The following is a 16572-nucleotide window of genomic DNA, read 5'->3' as shown; positions in this document are numbered from 1 at the left end:
AGCGGATTTTTTTTTATTTCTTCTTTTTATAAAGCGGAACAGTGCTACATGCTTCACCAAACATCAACGAACTTACAATTGGTTGTAAACGTTCAATTAATTGAATATAAGCCGAATCGGGAACTGGCTTGTGCGAGCAACCTTTCACAATTATTTTTCCATCAACATAATCTTCATAAGGCAAATGATCTACAATTTCGGTGTACAAAATCGTATCCAAATCTTGTAAACTTCCATGTACAATTCGTTTCGCGATTGGCGACAAATAGGTTGCGACCAACAAATAAGCCCAAGACGGAACAATCGCATCCGCAGTACACGTTAACGCTACATATTTATCTTGATATTGTGTCCAATCATGATTTTTCAGATTTTCTCTAAAATCCTTTTCTCTAAGAATCAATTCTTCATATAACCAATCTTTCAAGTCAAAAACAACACGATCTCCATCAGGATAATAATCTTGTAAATCAATTGTTACTAAACTACTATTGGCAACTTTATTTATAATTTCGTCTGACATTTTTCTTTGTTTGAAAGAGTAAATTTACGCAATAAAAAACATTGAAATCTACTCCACTTATAGATTTCTCCTATCTTTGTAAGAAGAAAAATGATTTCCATTGAAATACTATATCATTGCAGGTGAAGCTTCGGGCGATTTGCACGCATCGAACTTAATGAAAGAATTAAAATTAAAAGATCCACAAGCTAAATTCAGATTTTGGGGAGGAGATTTGATGCAAACGCAAGGCGGAACTTTAGTCAAACATTACAGAGATTTGGCGTTTATGGGTTTTGCTGAAGTTGTAATGAATTTGAGAACGATTTTAGGAAATATTTCGGTTGCTAAAAAAGACATCGAAACTTATCAGCCAGATGCAGTTATTTTAGTTGATTATCCTGGTTTTAATCTCAGAATTGCTGAATTTGTAAAAAGTCTTGGAATTAAAGTTTACTATTATATTTCGCCACAAATTTGGGCTTGGAAAACTGGTCGAGTTCATAAAATCAAAAAAGTTGTCGACAAAATGTTTGTGATTCTTCCGTTCGAAGAAGAATTTTATCAACGTTACGATTACAAAGTAAATTTTGTTGGAAATCCATTATTAGATTCGTTGAATAATCTTCCGCCAATTGATGAACAACAATTTAGAAAAGATCATAATTTAGACGAAAGACCAATTATTGCTTTACTTCCTGGAAGCCGAACTCAAGAAATTAAAGTCAAATTACCTTTGATGCTTTCAGTGGAAAAAGATTTTCCCGATTATCAATTTGTTGTGGCTGGTGCACCATCTCAACCAATCGAAAATTATAAAAAAATTGCAGGCAACAACTTGAAAATTGTTGAGAATAGAACCTATGATTTATTACGAGTTTCTCATGCAGCCTTGGTTACATCAGGAACAGCAACATTAGAAACTGCTTTACTGAAAGTTCCAGAAGTTGTTTGTTACAAAGGAAATGCTATTTCGTACGAAATCGGAAAACGTGTTGTAAAAAACATTCGTTTTATTTCGTTGGTAAACTTGATTATGGACGAAGAAGTAGTGAAAGAGTTAATTCAATATGATTTAACTTACGAAAATATCAAACGAGAATTAGATTTAATTTTAAATTCTCCTAAACGTGAAAAAATCATGAAAAGCTACGAAGAATTGTATCATAAACTTGGTGGAATTGGCGCTTCAGAAAGAACCGCTTCACTAATTACTGAGGACTTAAAAAAATAATTAAAAAAAAGTAAAAGTTTGACGCAACCTTTTATTGTTTTTTTAATCTTGTAAGCTATAGATGTCATTCAGATCTAATTATTAAAATGTTTCAGGATTGACTTAATTAAAGTTTACACCTATTCTAACAAAGTAATCCTCTTGATTTTCAAGGGGTTTTCTTATTCTATATATTAATTTCTTATTCTTTCACGCAACCTTTTCTAAAATCTATATCTTATTTTTATAACGATTAAAACTCATACAATGAAATTAATGAAAAGATTAAGCATGTTTGCTTTGGTAGGAATTTTAGGTTTATCAACATTTAGTTGTTTAAATAATGATGACTCAGATTATATGAATTATGGTTTTTTAGCAACAACGGCAATTAATGTTCATGAAGACTCTATTCAGCCAGTAGGAAAAACTACAAATATTCGAGTAACGTACGAAAAAACAAATTCTTGTCAAAATTTTATTCAATTTAGCTCTTTACAAGGAAGTACAACTTTTAAACACAACATTGGTGTTTATGCAAGTCAAAGTAATGGAAACTGCACGCAAAATACTTCGTACGAAACAAAAACTTTGAAGTTTACACCTAAAGAAGCTGGTGAGTACACATTAAGATTTTGGACGGGAAATAAACCAAATTCAACTGAACCAATTTATGAATCAATTGTGTTAAATATCAAAGAAAAATAAAGTCCAATAAGTTTTGAATAGTGACTCTCTTGAAATTTTAATCAAGCAATGTCAAGAACAAAATAGAAAAGCTCAAGAAGAAATTTATGTTGAGTTTTCGCCTGTTTTGTTCTCGATCTGTCTTCGTTATGCCGAAAATTACGAAGATGCGCAAGATATTTTTCAAGAGGGTTTTATTCATATCTTCAATAAAATAAATCAATTCAAGTTCGAAGGATCTTTTGAAGGTTGGATGAAACGGATAATGGTAAATCTTAATTTAGAAAAACTAAAAAAGAAGAATAATTTACCTTTTGAAGATTTCGAAAATCTCATTATCACACAGGAAGATGACGACGAAGTTGAAGAAGATTTTGATTATCAACAGTTGTTAGAAGCCGTTCATAATCTTCCACCACAATATAGGCAAGTTTTTAACCTCTACGTTTTTGAAGAATATTCGCACCAAGAAATTGCAGAAATGCTGACCATTTCGGTTGGAACTTCAAAATCAAACTTATCAAGAGCACGAAATTTATTAAAACAAAAACTCAATCAATTAAAAACTGTCACAGAAGATGAACAAATTTGATCAACATATTAAAGATAAACTCTCGCAACCACAACTTCCTCCTTTGGATGCTTGGAAAAATATTCAAGAGAAATTAGACGAGAAAGAAAAGAAAAAACGCATCATTCCTTTATTTTATTGGATTGGTTCTACAGCAGCGTGTTTAGTTACGGGAATTTCTATTTATTATTTTAATCAAAATGATGCGGTTAACGTTAATCATACTCCGACTAATGAAGTTGTAAAAACGAAATCGACTTCTAAAGAATCTATCAAAAAAGATTGGAATAATATTGAACATACAAATGAAAAGTCTTTTGATAATAAGATTGTTTCTTCTGTAAAAAAATCTTCTAAATCAAATCAAAAAACAATTCAAAGTTCAAGTTCATATTTTGAAAATATAATTGGAGAATCAACTTTATTTTCGAATACAATTCCAAATCAAAAAGAAGATAAAACACTAGAATTATCTCAAAAGAATTCAACTCAAAAAGATAATTTTGTACAAAATAATTCTTCAATCAATCCAAAAAATGAAGTTTCTGAAAAAGAAACTAATCCTAAAATTTTAGAAGAAAAACCATTAGAATTAGTTCTTCAAGAAGAGGAAAAAAAGAAAGAGAAAGTAGAAATCAAACAGAAATCTCCACTTCTGACGATTTCTTCGTACATCAATCCAACAAAAGTGTTAGAATCAAAATCTATTTTAGCAAATGAATTTAATGATTACAACATCAAAAATAACATTACAGTTGCTTATGGCGCAAAAGTTTCTGTTCGATTAAATGATAAGATAAATGTTCGTTCGGGAATTGCAAAAGTTGAGTTGGAACAAAATACAACCAATATAAATTCGGGAATCAATACAGGTGTTTATGCACTTTCTGCAAGCATGCCAAAATCATCTAACAATATCACATATCATTCGAATATTCGAGTTGTAGGTGATAATACATCACATACGACAATGACCATGTTGTCTTCTGAAACCAATACTATGGAACAAAAAGTTCATTACATCGAAGTTCCATTAGAAATTGAATATAAACTGGCAAGTTTTGATAAATTCAATATTCTAGCAATAGCGGGAGGAAGTTATTTTGCTGTAACGAAAAATTCTATTTCATTAGCTGATACTAATACAAGATCAAATTATAAATTAGGCGAAGCAAATAACTTAAATAATTCGAGTTATAGCGCTAACGCTGGAGTTAAGTTAGAGTATAATTTATCAAATAAATCAAGTATAAATTTGGAACCAAATTATAGATATATGCTAAATCCATTGAAAAATGTAGATGCTAAAAATCCTTCTTTATTAGGATTGAATATAGGTTTTTCAATTAAATTTTAACAAAAAAAGACGAAGATTATTCTTCGCCTTTGTTATTGTTTAATTTGATTACAATTGTATTATTTTCTTCAGTCATATCCACTTTGGCTTCCTCAAAAGTTGGCTCACGCAAAATAGGATCTAAATTCTTAGAAAAACCATACGGTTCTTTACGCACACCCAAAAAACTTTTATCAAGCTGTTTATTATTGTTCGTATCCAAATACACTTTTACCGCATAAAATGTTGGCTCAATATCTTTAAAAACCGTTTCATACTTGTCTATATCAGCAACTGGAACGTACAATTTTTTGAATGCATTTTGACCTTTTGTATAATTTTCTACATTTCTATAAAACTCTATAGCCAAATTTCCTTTCATTTTCTTAAGGTTTGTGATTGATAGTTTTACATCAATTTGAGCCATTGCCATTTGAGTAAAAAATAACACAATTAATATAAGAATCTTCTTCATTTTTTTATTTTTTTAATCAATTCATTTACAAATAATTAAAACCTACTATTTGTAAAAAAATTTATAAATTATTAGGATGAAAAAGTATCTCTTTTTTACCCTAACAATTTGTTTCTCAATCGGAATAATTTTATCCGAATTATTAATTCCTGCTACAAATTTACGAATTATATTTTTTTCATTAATTATTCTACTTTTTATCTCTTTGTTAAAAAATAATAATCGTCAAAATATAATCACTTTTTTAGGCATTTCGATGATTTTAGGCTATTATATTCATCAAAATTATAATAGACATTCAAAAATTGATTTCGAATCTGTTTCGAGAATTCATTTACTAAAAGTCGTTTATAGTTCTAATTCTACCGAAAAATATACCAATTACGTTGTAAAAGATATTGAAACGAATGAGCAAATTTTACTTCATATCAAACCTCAACAACAAATTTTATATCCCAATGATGAAATCATAATTTTAGGAGAAAAAAGAGAAATCCAAAAACCGTTAAATCCATATCAATTTGATTATAAACGTTTCTTAAACAGAAAACGAATTTATTCTCAAATCTTTACAAATGAAATTATTTCTATTCACAAAGAAGGAAATGGATTTCGAAATTGGGTTGCCAAATCGAAAGTCAAGATTCGAAAAGAACTAACAGAACAAGGTTATTCCCTTGAAAGTAGAGCGATTATTTCGTCTATGCTTTTGGGTGATAGAACGGAGCTTTCGCAAGAACTCAATCAAAGTTATGTAGCAACAGGAGTTGTGCATATTTTATCCATTTCTGGTTTACATGTGATGATGATTTACATCATTTTACAATTCATTTTACAACCATTATTAAAGCTAAAACAAGGTCGGAAAATTAGAATAATTATTAGCTTAATATTTATCTGGATCTTTGCTTTTTATGTCGAATTACAACCGCCAGTTTTTCGTTCTGCGTTGATGATTACCATTTATTATATTAGCGAATTACTCAACCGACCAAAAAATATTTTCCACACACTTTCACTTTCTGCTTTTATCATTCTAGTTTTTCAACCTAATTATTTGTTTGATGTTGGCTTTCAATTGAGTTTTTCAGCGGTCTTTTTCATTGTTTGGCTCAATCCAATTTTTGAGTATTATTGGAAAGTTAAAAATAGTTTCCTGAAGAAAATCAAGATTATGATTGAAACAAGTTTATCTGCTCAATTAGGAACTTTACCAATTTCGGTCTTGTATTTTAATCAATTTTCAGGATTGTTTTTATTTGGAAATTTAGTCTTGATTCCTGCTTCCTTTTTTATGATTTGTGGCGGTATAATTAGCATTCTTCTCATCATTTTTGATCTTAATATTCCAATCTATACGTGGATTTTCAATCATTTTATCTATTACTCAAATCAATATATTTATTGGTTAGCGAACTTCAAGTTTATTGCAAAAGATGTTTACATCAGTTTATTTACCGCGATTTTGATTGGCGTTATTTTATATGCATCAAAACCATTATTCCTAAAAAAATCTAAACTAGCATTATTTGTTTGTTTAATTTCTTTATTTCTAATTGAATCTGAACGATATTATCAAGTTTATCAACTCAATCATTCGAATGAATTGATCGTTTTTAATCAATATAAAAATAGTATTATCGGAATAAGAAATCAACGAAGTTTAGCAATTTTAAGTGAAAATCCTTTGGATGAAAAAACATATAATTTTACTATTAAACCTTATAAAATTCACGAAAGAATAAAAGATGTTAGTTTCTACTCTTATGATTCAGACTTTAAACATCAACATTTTATCAAACATCCAAATTCTATTGAAACGAAGTCATTTAAGCTCTTATTAAATGAAGAACATTCTGATATTCCTTTTTATGTGTTAATTCATCAATCAAGGCTTTATCCTTTCGAAAATAATGAAAATTTAAAAAGGGTAATTGCTGATGCCAGCAACTACCCTTCTATTGTTACAGAACTCGAAAAAACTTCTGATTCTGTTTTATGGAAAACCTCTCAACAAGGTTATTTCTCGATTAAATTTTGATATCGTTTATGAAATCTGTTGAACTACGATAACCCAAAACGACTTTGTTGATATCTCCTTTTCCGTTCATCAAAACAGTTGCAGGATAACTCAATTGTCCGTTTGTAAAGGCATATGCCATATAATTCGCTTTAGCAGGCGCAATATATGTATACTGAATTCCCATAAATTTTACCATATCCTTTGTTTCTGCATCAAATTTTACCGCAATATAATTTTTGTTTACATAATCTGCGACTTTATTATCTGTAAAAGTTTCTTTGTCCAAACGCTTACAGAATCCACACCAAGTTGTATAAAAATTAATCAATACAGGTTTTTCTGGATGTGCTTTTATTTCCTTTGTTGCTTCGTCTAATGATAACCATTTAATTTCTTGTCCGAAAAGAAATGATGATAAAATTAGGGCAGCGATTGCTAAGCTTGATTTCATAAATTTCAATCTTTATTATTTAACTCCGTGCATCAATTTCTTCATAACTGGATTTAATGCGATAACGATTAAACCTGCTACAATTGGTACAATTGTAAAAATTAAGAAGAAAGTTGATAACGAATATTCTTTTGTAATATTTTCGATTTGACCTCCTAAAATGGCTGCCAATTTGTTACCAATTGCAATTGCAAGGTACCACATTCCGAACATAAATGCAATCATACGTGCTGGAACTAATTTTGATACGTACGAAAGTCCAACTGGAGATAAACAGAGCTCGCCCAATGTATGGAACAAATAAGCTAATACTAACCAGATGATAGAAACGCGAACGCCTTCTGAAATTCCGTAAGAACCGAAAGCTAAGAATCCGAATCCGATTGCCATAATGATTAATCCTAAACCATATTTTACAGAAGCTGATGGGTTGTATTTAGAATCCCAAACACGAGAAACTAATGAAGCTAATGCAATGATGAAGAAAGAGTTTAATGTAGAGAACCAAGAAACGGTAATTTCTACTTGAGAATCTTTAATCTCTGCTACTTTCGCAGGAACAACTTCAGATGGTTTGTTTTGATTTTTATATTCAGTATCTAATTTCACTAAACTTTCTGGAGAAACTAATACAAATTTATCTCCTTCTTTGTGAATGCTAATATCTGAACCTTTTGTTAAAGCGTCTTGAGAAGCTAAATTAATTGTTTCAGTAACAATTTTATCTGTAGAATTTGCAACATAAGAAGCCGTAACTGGTGTTTTATCAAAAACAGGTTGACCTTCTTCGTTCATCACTTGTTTACCAGAGTCGTCTAATTTAGCCGTTTCAATTGCTTGGTAAGAAACATCGTAAGAGTGAGAAGTCCAGTTATAGTTTAACATCCAAATTGCAGCAGCCCAAATTCCTAAGAAAGTAAACGCTAAAACAACATTAGATAAAGCCGCTTTTTTAAATGTTTGTTTTGCTAATAAAATCAATACATACGAGATGAACAATAATGGAACAACTGTTAATAATGTATTGAAAACGTTGAATGCCATTGCAGCACCTCCAATTAAGTTACGTTCTGTATTATCACGCGCAAAGATTACTAATGATGTAGCTCCTTGTTCGAAAGACATCCAGAAGAAGATAACGAAGAAAGCAAAAATAATTACCGCAATCATACGATCACGAACCACTTTTGTATAATTTGCCAAACGACGAATTACCACAAAGAAGAACAAGAATAATGCTACTAAAATAACGACATTTTGTCCTGATAAACCTCCGATAGAGAATGGGAATAAGTTAATTCCACCAATTGCATTTAACGGATCATTGAACGCATAGCCTAATCCTAAAAGCGTCATAATAACGATTAAGATTTGATCTAAAACTGTAAAAGGATTTGGTTTTTCTCCTGGCTCATATTTTGGTGTATCATCATCAGCAGTAATTTGATTTCCTGTTTTTGAAGGAACTTCACCGATATGCCCAAATAATGGTTTTGCTAACCAGAACTGTAATGTACCCAATAACATGAAGATTCCAGCTAAACCGAATCCCCAGTGCCATCCAACTTTTTCTGCTAAGAATCCACACAACATCATTCCGAAGAATGCACCAGCGTTAACTCCCATGTAGAAAATTGTATAAGCACCATCCTTTTTCTCAGGAAAGTCTTTGTACATTTCTGATAAGATAGATGTCATATTTGGTTTAAAGAATCCTGTTCCGATAACCAAACACGCCAATCCTAAATATAAAAAGATAGGTGTATCAAAAGCCATAAATGCATGACCAAGAGTCATAATAATCGCACCAATTACAACTGCCCAACGATAACCTATGTATTTATCGGCAATAATCCCTCCAAAGATGGGCGTAATGTAAAGTAACATTGCGTATGTTCCATATAAAGCGGTTGCTTTTTCTATAGACCATTCCCAACCTGGATTTAACCCAATAACTGCAGCTGTTAAAAACTGAATTAATAAAACGCGCATTCCGTAGAATGAAAAACGCTCCCACATCTCTGTAAAGAAAAGCACGAACAATCCCGACGGATGTCCTAGTACTTTTGAATCAAAGAAATTTTCCGATTTTGAACTCATGTTTGTTTGTTAAAAGTATATCTTAAAAGTTATTTTACGTCTTGCATTAATTTGCGAATAAATGGAGACAATACGATGACAATAACACCTGCAACTAAAGAGTAAATTGCCAATTGTTGATAACCATCTGTGTAAGCCATTAATTTATCTGTTAAAGATGCTGTTGGACTAGGATCTGACATTCCAGCTCCTAAAATACCTGCTAAATATTGCCCGTAAGCAGATGCTAAGAACCATAATCCCATCATCATTCCTCCTAAGTGTTTTGGAGATAATTTTGTTACCATAGATAATCCAATTGGTGATAAACACAACTCTGCAATTGTAACTGCAAAATATGCTAATGCAAATATTTCTAATGATGATAATCCATTTTCGTCAGCAAAGAATTTTAATGAATAGAAGATATAATAAGCCCCTGCTAACATCAAGAAAGCTAAACCAAATTTTACAACTGTGTTTGGCTCAATTTTCTTTTTCGCCATCCATAACCAAACTAATCCCAATAAAGGTGAGAAAATAATAACATACAATGAGTTTGCACTATTATTTACAATGTTTGGATCTAATGGAACGCTAAATAAAGTTGAATGTAAGTTTTTGTTTGCAAACAATGCCAAAGAACCTCCAGCTTGCTCAAAAATTGCAAAGAATAAAATAGAGAACGTAATCATGATAAAAGCAGCAATAAACTTACTTTTTTCTTTAGAACTTGGTATTTTATATAATTGAATTAAATAATAAATAATAGCCAATGGTCCTACAGTAAACATAAACATATCTGTGTATGCTGTATTATGAATCATGATAAAAATTAAAGGAATACAAACCAATGCTCCTACATATACTGCGACTTCTCTAATTAATCTTTTCTTAGGATCCATCTTTTCTAATGGAGAATCTCCGATTGGCCCTAACTCGTTACGGATAAATAAGAATAAAACAACTCCAATTATCATTACGATACCAGCTGCTAAGAAAGCATAATTCCAACCAACTTGTTTACCTAAATAAACACAAACTATACCTCCTAAAAATGCACCTATGTTAATCCCTGAATAAAATAAACCGAATCCGGCATCACGTCTTGGATCATCTGCTTTGTACAGTTCTCCAACCATCGAAGAAATATTTGGTTTGAAAAAACCTGTTCCAATAATACTTAATGTAATTCCGTAATAGAAAAATTGATGAGGATCTGTTGCAATTAATAAGTTTCCTGCAACCATTACCAACCCTCCGAAGACTAATGATTTTTTGAACCCTAAGATTCTATCTGCAAAAATACCTCCGATAAAAGTAAATGCGTAAACAAAAGCTTGGATTGCTCCATATTTTAAATTTGATTCTGCATCCGTTAATCCCAACATATCTACCATAAAAATGGCAAGAACTCCTCTCATTCCATAGAAGCAGAAACGCTCCCACATTTCTACCATAAACAAATGCCAAAGCTGTTTTGGGTATTTCCCTTCAAAGTTTTGAATTTGCTCTAAAGTTAATTTTTGACTCATAATTTCTTTAACTAAGCGCTAATATATCATTTAGATTTTATTAGCAATCAACGAAAATAAAAAAAACCTCCGACAATGCAGAGGTTTTTTTTGTTTAATGTATGATTTTTGTCAATTTGAATAATGTTTCATCTTATTCATTGGCGTATTCTAATAAATACAGCTTTTTTCTTACAAATTCTTCTTGATAAAGTTTGTCATTTTACGGTAAAGCTGAATACGCGTGTTTCCACCATAAATCCCGTGATCTTTATCGGTATAAATTGCCATATCAAAATCTTTGTTCGCTTGTACCAACGCTTCCGATAATTCGAATGTGTTTTGTGGATGTACATTATCATCAGCAGAACCAGAAATTAATAAGAAATTACCTTTCAACTCGTTTGCATAATTAATTGGTGAATTGTCATCATAACCAGCTGCATTTTCTTCTGGTGTACGCATAAAACGTTCTGTATAAACAGAATCATAATAACGCCAGTTTGTTACAGGAGCAACAGCAATTGCCGCTTTGAACACATCATTCCCTTTGAATAATACATTCGAAGCCATGAATCCTCCGTAAGACCAACCCCAAATTCCGATACGAGATTTATCTACATAAGGTAAATTACCAATTTCTTTTGCCGCAGCAATTTGATCTTCTACCTCATATTTCCCTAATTGCAAATATGTTTGTTTCTTGAAAGCTTCTCCTTTGTATCCCGTTCCACGACCGTCAACACAGAAAACGATGTAACCTTCTTGCGCCAACATCATGTGCCAATAATCATTTGAGTTGAAATAAGCATTGTTTACATTCTGAGAACCTGGTCCAGAATATTGATACATCAAAACTGGGTATTTTTTGTTTGGATCAAAGTTTTTTGGTTTGATAACATAGGCATTCAACTCGTTTCCTGCCGCAGTTTTCAACACAAACAATTCTTTTGTACCAATATTATCTGTAGTCAATTTATCTTTTAAAGAAGTATTGTCAACAATAACACCCAAATCTTTTCCAGATTTAGACTCTACTAAACTAATTGTTTTTGGAGTTGTTATATTCGAAAAAGTATTAATGAAATATGTGAAATTCTTACTGAAAGCAGCCGAATTTGTTCCATTATTTTTCGTCAACATTGTTGTTTTCTTACCATCTAAACTAACTGATGAAATTTGTCTTTCTGTCGAAATACGTTTTCCGTTATTCGAGTTAGATTGATAATAAAGTGTTTTATTTCCAGGATTATATCCATAGTAATTCGTTACTTCCCAATCTCCTTTTGTTACTTGATTGATTAACTTTCCGCTATCTGCATAATGGTAAATATGGTTATTTCCATCCCGCTCAGAAGTCCATAAGAACGAATTATCTGCTAAAAATTCTAACGTTAAATTATCCGTTTCTATCCACGCTTTATTTGTTTCTGTAAATAATTTATTTATTTTTTTCGCGTTGATATCATAAAACGAAACATCTATATTATTTTGATGACGGTTAGACGTTACAACCGTTAATAAATTCGCTTTTGTAGAGAACTTAATTTTCGGAATGTAATAATTCTGAACTCCTCCTAAATTAACATTTGCAGTTGAGTTATTCTTCGTATCAAAGACATGTAACGAAACTTCTGAATTGTCTTGCCCTGCTTTTGGGTATTTGTAACGTAATTCTTGTGGATAAAGATTGTTGTGGTAAATCGGAATATTAATTTCTTTCACTTTCGATTCGTCAAAACGAACATAAGCCAACGAAGTTCCATCTGCATTCCAATCAAAATTTCTTACGAAACCAAACTCTTCTTCGTAAACCCAATCGTTAATCCCGTTAATAATATTATTCTTTTTACCATCAGTCGTAACTTGCGTTACTTTGTTCGACTTAAGATCTTGAATATATAAATTATTCTCAAAAGCAAAAGCTACTTTAGACGCATCTGGAGAAAACAAAGGCTCTTGAATTCCTTTTCCATCAAATAACAATACTTTCGATTTTGTTTGCGTATCATATACTTCAAACTTTGCTGTGAACGAATGGCGATAAATTTGGTGCGAATTAGTTTGTAATAAAACGTAACGCTCATCAGAACTAAATTCATAGCCTTCAAACTTCCCTGGAACGACAACTACATCAGAAGTCTGACCTTTTTTCAATGTCAATTCGTACGAACGTTTTACCAATCCGTCTTTTGTCAGAATAGTATAATTCTCTCCATCGTTCAATGAGTTCACACCGTACAATGAATTTTCGCGGTATTTTCCGCCATATATCCCTTCAATGGTTATTTGTTGTGCATAAGAATAAGCGCCCATCGCAAGGACAGCTAAACTTAAAATAAATTTTTTCATATTAATTTTCTAATCATGTGAGTTCAAACAATCAAATATAAACAATTATATTTTTTAGAAAACCCCTTTCAACCGAATAATGAACATAAATAGAAGATGTACAAAAAGTTTTAAGTATTTTTATACATTCTATCAATCAAAACGTTTGTAATTTTGTCTTATAAAAAAGTATCCAATATGAAGCATCAAGTAGTAGAAGGTTTTTCGAAATTATCGAAAGAAGGAAAAATTGAATGGGTTGTCAATGAATATTTGAATGGTGATGAATCTGCCATCAAAGTATTGAAACAATATTGGAATGATGATGCAGATTTACAAAAACTGCACGACGAATTTTCAGAAAATACAGTTTCTAATTTCTATATGCCGTTTGGTTTAGCGCCAAACTTTTTAATCAACGACGAATTATACGCTATTCCAATGGCGGTTGAAGAGTCTTCTGTTGTTGCTGCTGCTTCTAAAGCTGCCAAGTTTTGGCAAACACGTGGAGGTTTCAAAACAACTATTTTATCAACAACAAAATTAGGTCACGTGCATTTTATGTACGAAGGTGACAAAGAAAAGTTGCAAAATGCATTTGAAACGACGATTAAAAATCAATTAATCAAAACGACAAATGATATCACAAAAAACATGCGTGCGCGCGGTGGTGGTATTTTGGCTTTGGAATTAATTGATAAAACAGCTGATTTAGAAAACTATTATCAAATAAAAGCTTCTTTCGAAACAATGGATTCGATGGGTGCAAACTTCATCAATTCATGTTTAGAGCAATTTGCCAAAACATTACGAAACGAAATCGAAGCTGATTCTACTTTTACAGATGATGAAAAAGATTCAGTTCAAATCGTGATGTGTATTTTATCGAATTATACGCCAGATTGTATTGTTCGTGCAGAAGTTTCTTGTCCTGTTGAGCAATTAGCAGAAGGGAATGTAACCTCAGAAGAATTTGTCGAGAAGTTTTCTCGTGCGGTTCGAATTGCAGAAATAGAGCCTTATCGCGCAACAACGCATAACAAAGGAATTATGAACGGAATTGATGCGGTTGTGATTGCAACAGGTAACGATTTCCGTGCTGTAGAGGCTTGTGCGCATACATATGCCGCAAAAGATGGTCAATATTCTTCATTAACACATTGCGAAGTAAAAGATGGAATTTTCCGTTTTTGGATTGATTTACCAACTGCTCTTGGAACAATTGGTGGATTGACAGCTTTGCATCCTTTAGTAAAATTAGCGATGGGAATTCTTGGAAAACCAAATGCTAAAGAATTGATGGGGTTTGTTGCTGTTGCTGGATTAGCGCAAAACTTTGGTGCGTTGCGTTCTTTGGTTACAACTGGAATTCAGAAAGGTCACATGAAAATGCACTTGATGAATATCTTGAATCAATTGGAAGCAACAGAAGAAGAAAAGAAATATTTTGTCAATTATTTTAAAGATAAAACGGTTTCTCATCACAATGTCATCGAAGAGTTTTGCAGATTACGTGGTGTAGAAAATGTAGAAGACATCAAAAAAGATAAATAATCTAACAAATGCGAATTTGGTCTGTTCATCCGAAATATCTCGATGCAAAAGGAATTGTAGCACTATGGCGCGAAACGCTTTTGGCAAAAAATGTTTTGGAAGGCAATACAAAAGGTTATAAAAATCATCCGCAATTAATTCGCTTCAAAGCTGTCGAAAAACCGCTTGAAGCGATTAATCAATATTTAGCAGAAGTTTGGGACGAAGCCACAAGACGAGGCTATAACTTTGACCGAAATAAAATTGATTTTGATTTCAAAAAGATTAAAATTGACGTCACAATAGGTCAAATGCAATATGAATTCAACCATTTATTAAAGAAGTTAGAACAAAGAGATCCTGAGCGATTCAAACAAGTTGAAAACCTCAAAATGGTTGATTGCGCTGAGATTTTCGAAGTAAAAGAAGGAGAAATAGAAAAATGGGAGATCATTTCTTAGAAGAATATTTTGCGAAAGCAAAAGAAAAACAACGCGAACACAAAAAGTTTTTGGAGAAGTTGAAGAAAAAACCACCTAAAAACTTGGATCAAAAAATGGAAGAAATTCATGAAGATGTTTTCAGTCGCATCGATTGTCTTTCTTGTGCGAATTGTTGCAAAACAACTGGTCCGCTTTTTACACAAAAAGATATTGAGCGTTTAGCGCATGTTTTTCGTATCAAACCAAGTCAATTTATTGATAAATATTTACGAATTGATGAGGATAACGACTACGTTTTGCAGCAAGTTCCTTGTCCGTTTTTGGATAGTGAAAATTATTGTTTGGTTTACGAAGATCGCCCAAAAGCTTGCCGTGAATATCCGCATACAGATCGCAAAAAGTTTTATCAAATTAATCATCTTACCCTAAAAAACACGCTAATTTGTCCTGCAACCTACGAAGTTGTGGAACAAATGCAGAAAGAAATAAAAGTATAAATGGAAACACCTCTAAAAATAATCGCATTTATTATGTTGATATTTCCGACAATTTATCAAGGAATTGCTGGATTTAGAACCAAAGATGCTACTGTTGTAAAAAAAATTGCTTGGCGCGCCGTTTTGATGCAAATCATGGGAACGCTTTTGGCTTATTTTATCTTCATAAAAATTGGTCAAGACAAACAAGTTGCCATTTATGTTGGCTTTATGTTTTTTACGTCGCTTGCAATTTTAGTGCTGATTCAAAACATTTTGATTTACTTAAAAAATAATAGTAATAATTAAAACGTCGTCTATGAGCGACGTTTTTTTAATATCATTAAGCTAATAAATTAACGTATTGTTCTGCTTTTTCGGTTAGTTTAGTTTTTACTTGATCATAATTTGAATCAAAAAAACTTCGTAATCTGAACTTTGATTTTTTGGTTTGAATAGTTAGAATTTGATTGCGATTCAAGCGAAAAATGTCTTCTTCTTCGTACAAATAATAAATTGCTCGATATGGAATTTCATCTTTTTTGAAAATTGTTCTGATTTCGAACGTTTCTTCTTTTAACGTAAATAAGGTCAAATTAAACGTTAAATCGTATAAAATAGACATCGATGCAAGTAAAGAAATCATGAAAACGCCAATGCGTAAAAAAGGTTCGTCTATCCAAAAATTTCCTCCAAACCAAAAAGCTTTGACAAACGTGAAGTTAACCATCATTAATAATAGAAAAATGATGACGAGAAGAAGTGTTTGCCAACTAAGTTTAGATTTTACCATCTCTCATTGGATTTGTACTAATTTACAATTTTTTTGAACAGGTTTAGAAAATTTTTCTACAAATAAGAAACCTCAGATAAATCTGAGGTTCATTATATTAAAAAAAATGTTATGTTATAAAATTTCAATACTAAAACTATGATTG

The 16572-nt window shown here is 31.6% G+C and carries 16 protein-coding genes; 9 read left to right on the top strand and 7 right to left on the bottom strand.

Annotation, left to right across the window (positions count from 1 at the left end):
• Positions 1–13: 13 nt before the first annotated feature.
• Positions 14–523 (bottom strand): DUF2480 family protein, encoded by a 510-nt coding sequence (locus B4H69_RS02040; protein ID WP_038333255.1) that lies wholly within the window; start codon positions 521–523, stop codon positions 14–16.
• A gap of 100 nt (positions 524–623) precedes the next feature.
• Between B4H69_RS02040 and lpxB the strand changes: the two genes are divergently transcribed.
• The 4 genes from lpxB to B4H69_RS02020 all read left to right on the top strand — a co-directional run bounded on the left by lpxB (position 624) and on the right by B4H69_RS02020 (position 4330).
• The gene (gene lpxB, locus B4H69_RS02035) at positions 624–1736 is read left to right on the top strand and encodes a lipid-A-disaccharide synthase (RefSeq protein ID WP_180905442.1); all 1113 of its coding nucleotides are present in this window, start codon (positions 624–626) and stop codon (positions 1734–1736) included.
• A 246-nt stretch (positions 1737–1982) separates the two neighbouring features.
• Entirely contained in the window at positions 1983–2423 is a 441-nt protein-coding gene (locus B4H69_RS02030) for a hypothetical protein (RefSeq protein WP_125348920.1), read from the top strand.
• A 13-nt stretch (positions 2424–2436) separates the two neighbouring features.
• Positions 2437–2994, top strand: coding sequence for an RNA polymerase sigma factor (locus B4H69_RS02025; RefSeq protein WP_038333274.1), 558 nt, complete (start codon positions 2437–2439; stop codon positions 2992–2994).
• Positions 2981–4330, top strand: a complete 1350-nt coding sequence (locus B4H69_RS02020; RefSeq protein ID WP_291092542.1) for a hypothetical protein — start codon at positions 2981–2983, stop codon at positions 4328–4330. Before B4H69_RS02025 ends, B4H69_RS02020 begins: the two co-directional genes overlap by 14 nt.
• A 16-nt stretch (positions 4331–4346) precedes the next feature.
• Here the strand turns inward: B4H69_RS02020 and B4H69_RS02015 are convergent, their stop codons facing one another.
• Complete coding sequence (locus B4H69_RS02015) at positions 4347–4784, bottom strand: DUF2141 domain-containing protein (RefSeq protein WP_260391932.1); 438 nt, start codon at positions 4782–4784, stop codon at positions 4347–4349.
• A gap of 76 nt (positions 4785–4860) precedes the next feature.
• On the opposite strand from B4H69_RS02015, the gene B4H69_RS02010 reads away from it, so the two are divergent.
• Positions 4861–6825, top strand: a complete 1965-nt coding sequence (locus B4H69_RS02010) for a ComEC/Rec2 family competence protein (RefSeq protein WP_291092541.1) — start codon at positions 4861–4863, stop codon at positions 6823–6825.
• Here B4H69_RS02010 and B4H69_RS02005 read toward each other — a convergent pair.
• The 4 genes from B4H69_RS02005 to B4H69_RS01990 all read right to left on the bottom strand — a co-directional run bounded on the left by B4H69_RS02005 (position 6815) and on the right by B4H69_RS01990 (position 13203).
• Positions 6815–7258 (bottom strand): thioredoxin family protein, encoded by a 444-nt coding sequence (locus tag B4H69_RS02005; protein ID WP_125348917.1) that lies wholly within the window; start codon positions 7256–7258, stop codon positions 6815–6817. The two genes, B4H69_RS02010 and B4H69_RS02005, sit on opposite strands and share 11 nt — an antisense overlap.
• A 15-nt stretch (positions 7259–7273) precedes the next feature.
• On the bottom strand, positions 7274–9358 hold the full coding sequence (locus B4H69_RS02000) for a peptide MFS transporter (protein WP_180905446.1): 2085 nt from the start codon (positions 9356–9358) through the stop codon (positions 7274–7276).
• 29 nt (positions 9359–9387) lie between these two features.
• Complete coding sequence (locus B4H69_RS01995) at positions 9388–10872, bottom strand: peptide MFS transporter (RefSeq protein WP_180905447.1); 1485 nt, start codon at positions 10870–10872, stop codon at positions 9388–9390.
• Between the two features lie 171 nt (positions 10873–11043).
• Positions 11044–13203, bottom strand: coding sequence for a S9 family peptidase (locus tag B4H69_RS01990; protein ID WP_291092540.1), 2160 nt, complete (start codon positions 13201–13203; stop codon positions 11044–11046).
• Between the two features lie 177 nt (positions 13204–13380).
• Between B4H69_RS01990 and B4H69_RS01985 the strand changes: the two genes are divergently transcribed.
• The 4 genes from B4H69_RS01985 to B4H69_RS01970 are packed head-to-tail and all read left to right on the top strand — an operon-like array spanning position 13381 to position 15943.
• Positions 13381–14736, top strand: a complete 1356-nt coding sequence (locus B4H69_RS01985; RefSeq protein WP_180905449.1) for a hydroxymethylglutaryl-CoA reductase — start codon at positions 13381–13383, stop codon at positions 14734–14736.
• An 8-nt stretch (positions 14737–14744) separates the two neighbouring features.
• The gene (locus tag B4H69_RS01980) at positions 14745–15176 is read left to right on the top strand and encodes a pyrimidine dimer DNA glycosylase/endonuclease V (RefSeq protein WP_180905450.1); all 432 of its coding nucleotides are present in this window, start codon (positions 14745–14747) and stop codon (positions 15174–15176) included.
• Complete coding sequence (locus B4H69_RS01975; protein WP_180905451.1) at positions 15158–15655, top strand: YkgJ family cysteine cluster protein; 498 nt, start codon at positions 15158–15160, stop codon at positions 15653–15655. Before B4H69_RS01980 ends, B4H69_RS01975 begins: the two co-directional genes overlap by 19 nt.
• On the top strand, positions 15656–15943 hold the full coding sequence (locus tag B4H69_RS01970) for a hypothetical protein (RefSeq protein WP_125348911.1): 288 nt from the start codon (positions 15656–15658) through the stop codon (positions 15941–15943).
• A 34-nt stretch (positions 15944–15977) separates the two neighbouring features.
• Here the strand turns inward: B4H69_RS01970 and B4H69_RS01965 are convergent, their stop codons facing one another.
• A complete protein-coding gene (locus tag B4H69_RS01965; protein ID WP_147280029.1) occupies positions 15978–16427 on the bottom strand; it encodes a hypothetical protein in 450 nt (149 codons plus the stop codon).
• Between the last annotated feature and the right edge of the window lie 145 nt (positions 16428–16572).

The organism is Empedobacter sp. UBA6745 (genome assembly GCF_002453775.1).
Taxonomy (GTDB): Bacteria; Bacteroidota; Bacteroidia; order Flavobacteriales; family Weeksellaceae; genus Empedobacter; species Empedobacter falsenii_C.
This window is presented reverse-complemented; position numbering and strand designations above follow the sequence as displayed.

Excerpts from the sequence above, each read along its gene's own strand:
- B4H69_RS02030 (WP_125348920.1), top strand. The coding sequence starts at position 1,983 with ATGAAATTAATGAAAAGATTAAGCATGTTTGCTTTGGTAGGAATTTTA.
- B4H69_RS01975 (WP_180905451.1), top strand. The coding sequence starts at position 15,158 with ATGGGAGATCATTTCTTAGAAGAATATTTTGCGAAAGCAAAAGAAAAA.
- B4H69_RS02000 (WP_180905446.1), bottom strand. The coding sequence starts at position 9,358 with ATGAGTTCAAAATCGGAAAATTTCTTTGATTCAAAAGTACTAGGACAT.
- B4H69_RS01980 (WP_180905450.1), top strand. The coding sequence starts at position 14,745 with ATGCGAATTTGGTCTGTTCATCCGAAATATCTCGATGCAAAAGGAATT.
- B4H69_RS01970 (WP_125348911.1), top strand. The coding sequence starts at position 15,656 with ATGGAAACACCTCTAAAAATAATCGCATTTATTATGTTGATATTTCCG.
- B4H69_RS01995 (WP_180905447.1), bottom strand. The coding sequence starts at position 10,872 with ATGAGTCAAAAATTAACTTTAGAGCAAATTCAAAACTTTGAAGGGAAA.
- B4H69_RS02010 (WP_291092541.1), top strand. The coding sequence starts at position 4,861 with ATGAAAAAGTATCTCTTTTTTACCCTAACAATTTGTTTCTCAATCGGA.
- B4H69_RS01985 (WP_180905449.1), top strand. The coding sequence starts at position 13,381 with ATGAAGCATCAAGTAGTAGAAGGTTTTTCGAAATTATCGAAAGAAGGA.
- B4H69_RS01990 (WP_291092540.1), bottom strand. The coding sequence starts at position 13,203 with ATGAAAAAATTTATTTTAAGTTTAGCTGTCCTTGCGATGGGCGCTTAT.
- B4H69_RS02015 (WP_260391932.1), bottom strand. The coding sequence starts at position 4,784 with ATGAAGAAGATTCTTATATTAATTGTGTTATTTTTTACTCAAATGGCA.
- B4H69_RS02005 (WP_125348917.1), bottom strand. The coding sequence starts at position 7,258 with ATGAAATCAAGCTTAGCAATCGCTGCCCTAATTTTATCATCATTTCTT.
- B4H69_RS02020 (WP_291092542.1), top strand. The coding sequence starts at position 2,981 with ATGAACAAATTTGATCAACATATTAAAGATAAACTCTCGCAACCACAA.
- B4H69_RS02040 (WP_038333255.1), bottom strand. The coding sequence starts at position 523 with ATGTCAGACGAAATTATAAATAAAGTTGCCAATAGTAGTTTAGTAACA.
- B4H69_RS01965 (WP_147280029.1), bottom strand. The coding sequence starts at position 16,427 with ATGGTAAAATCTAAACTTAGTTGGCAAACACTTCTTCTCGTCATCATT.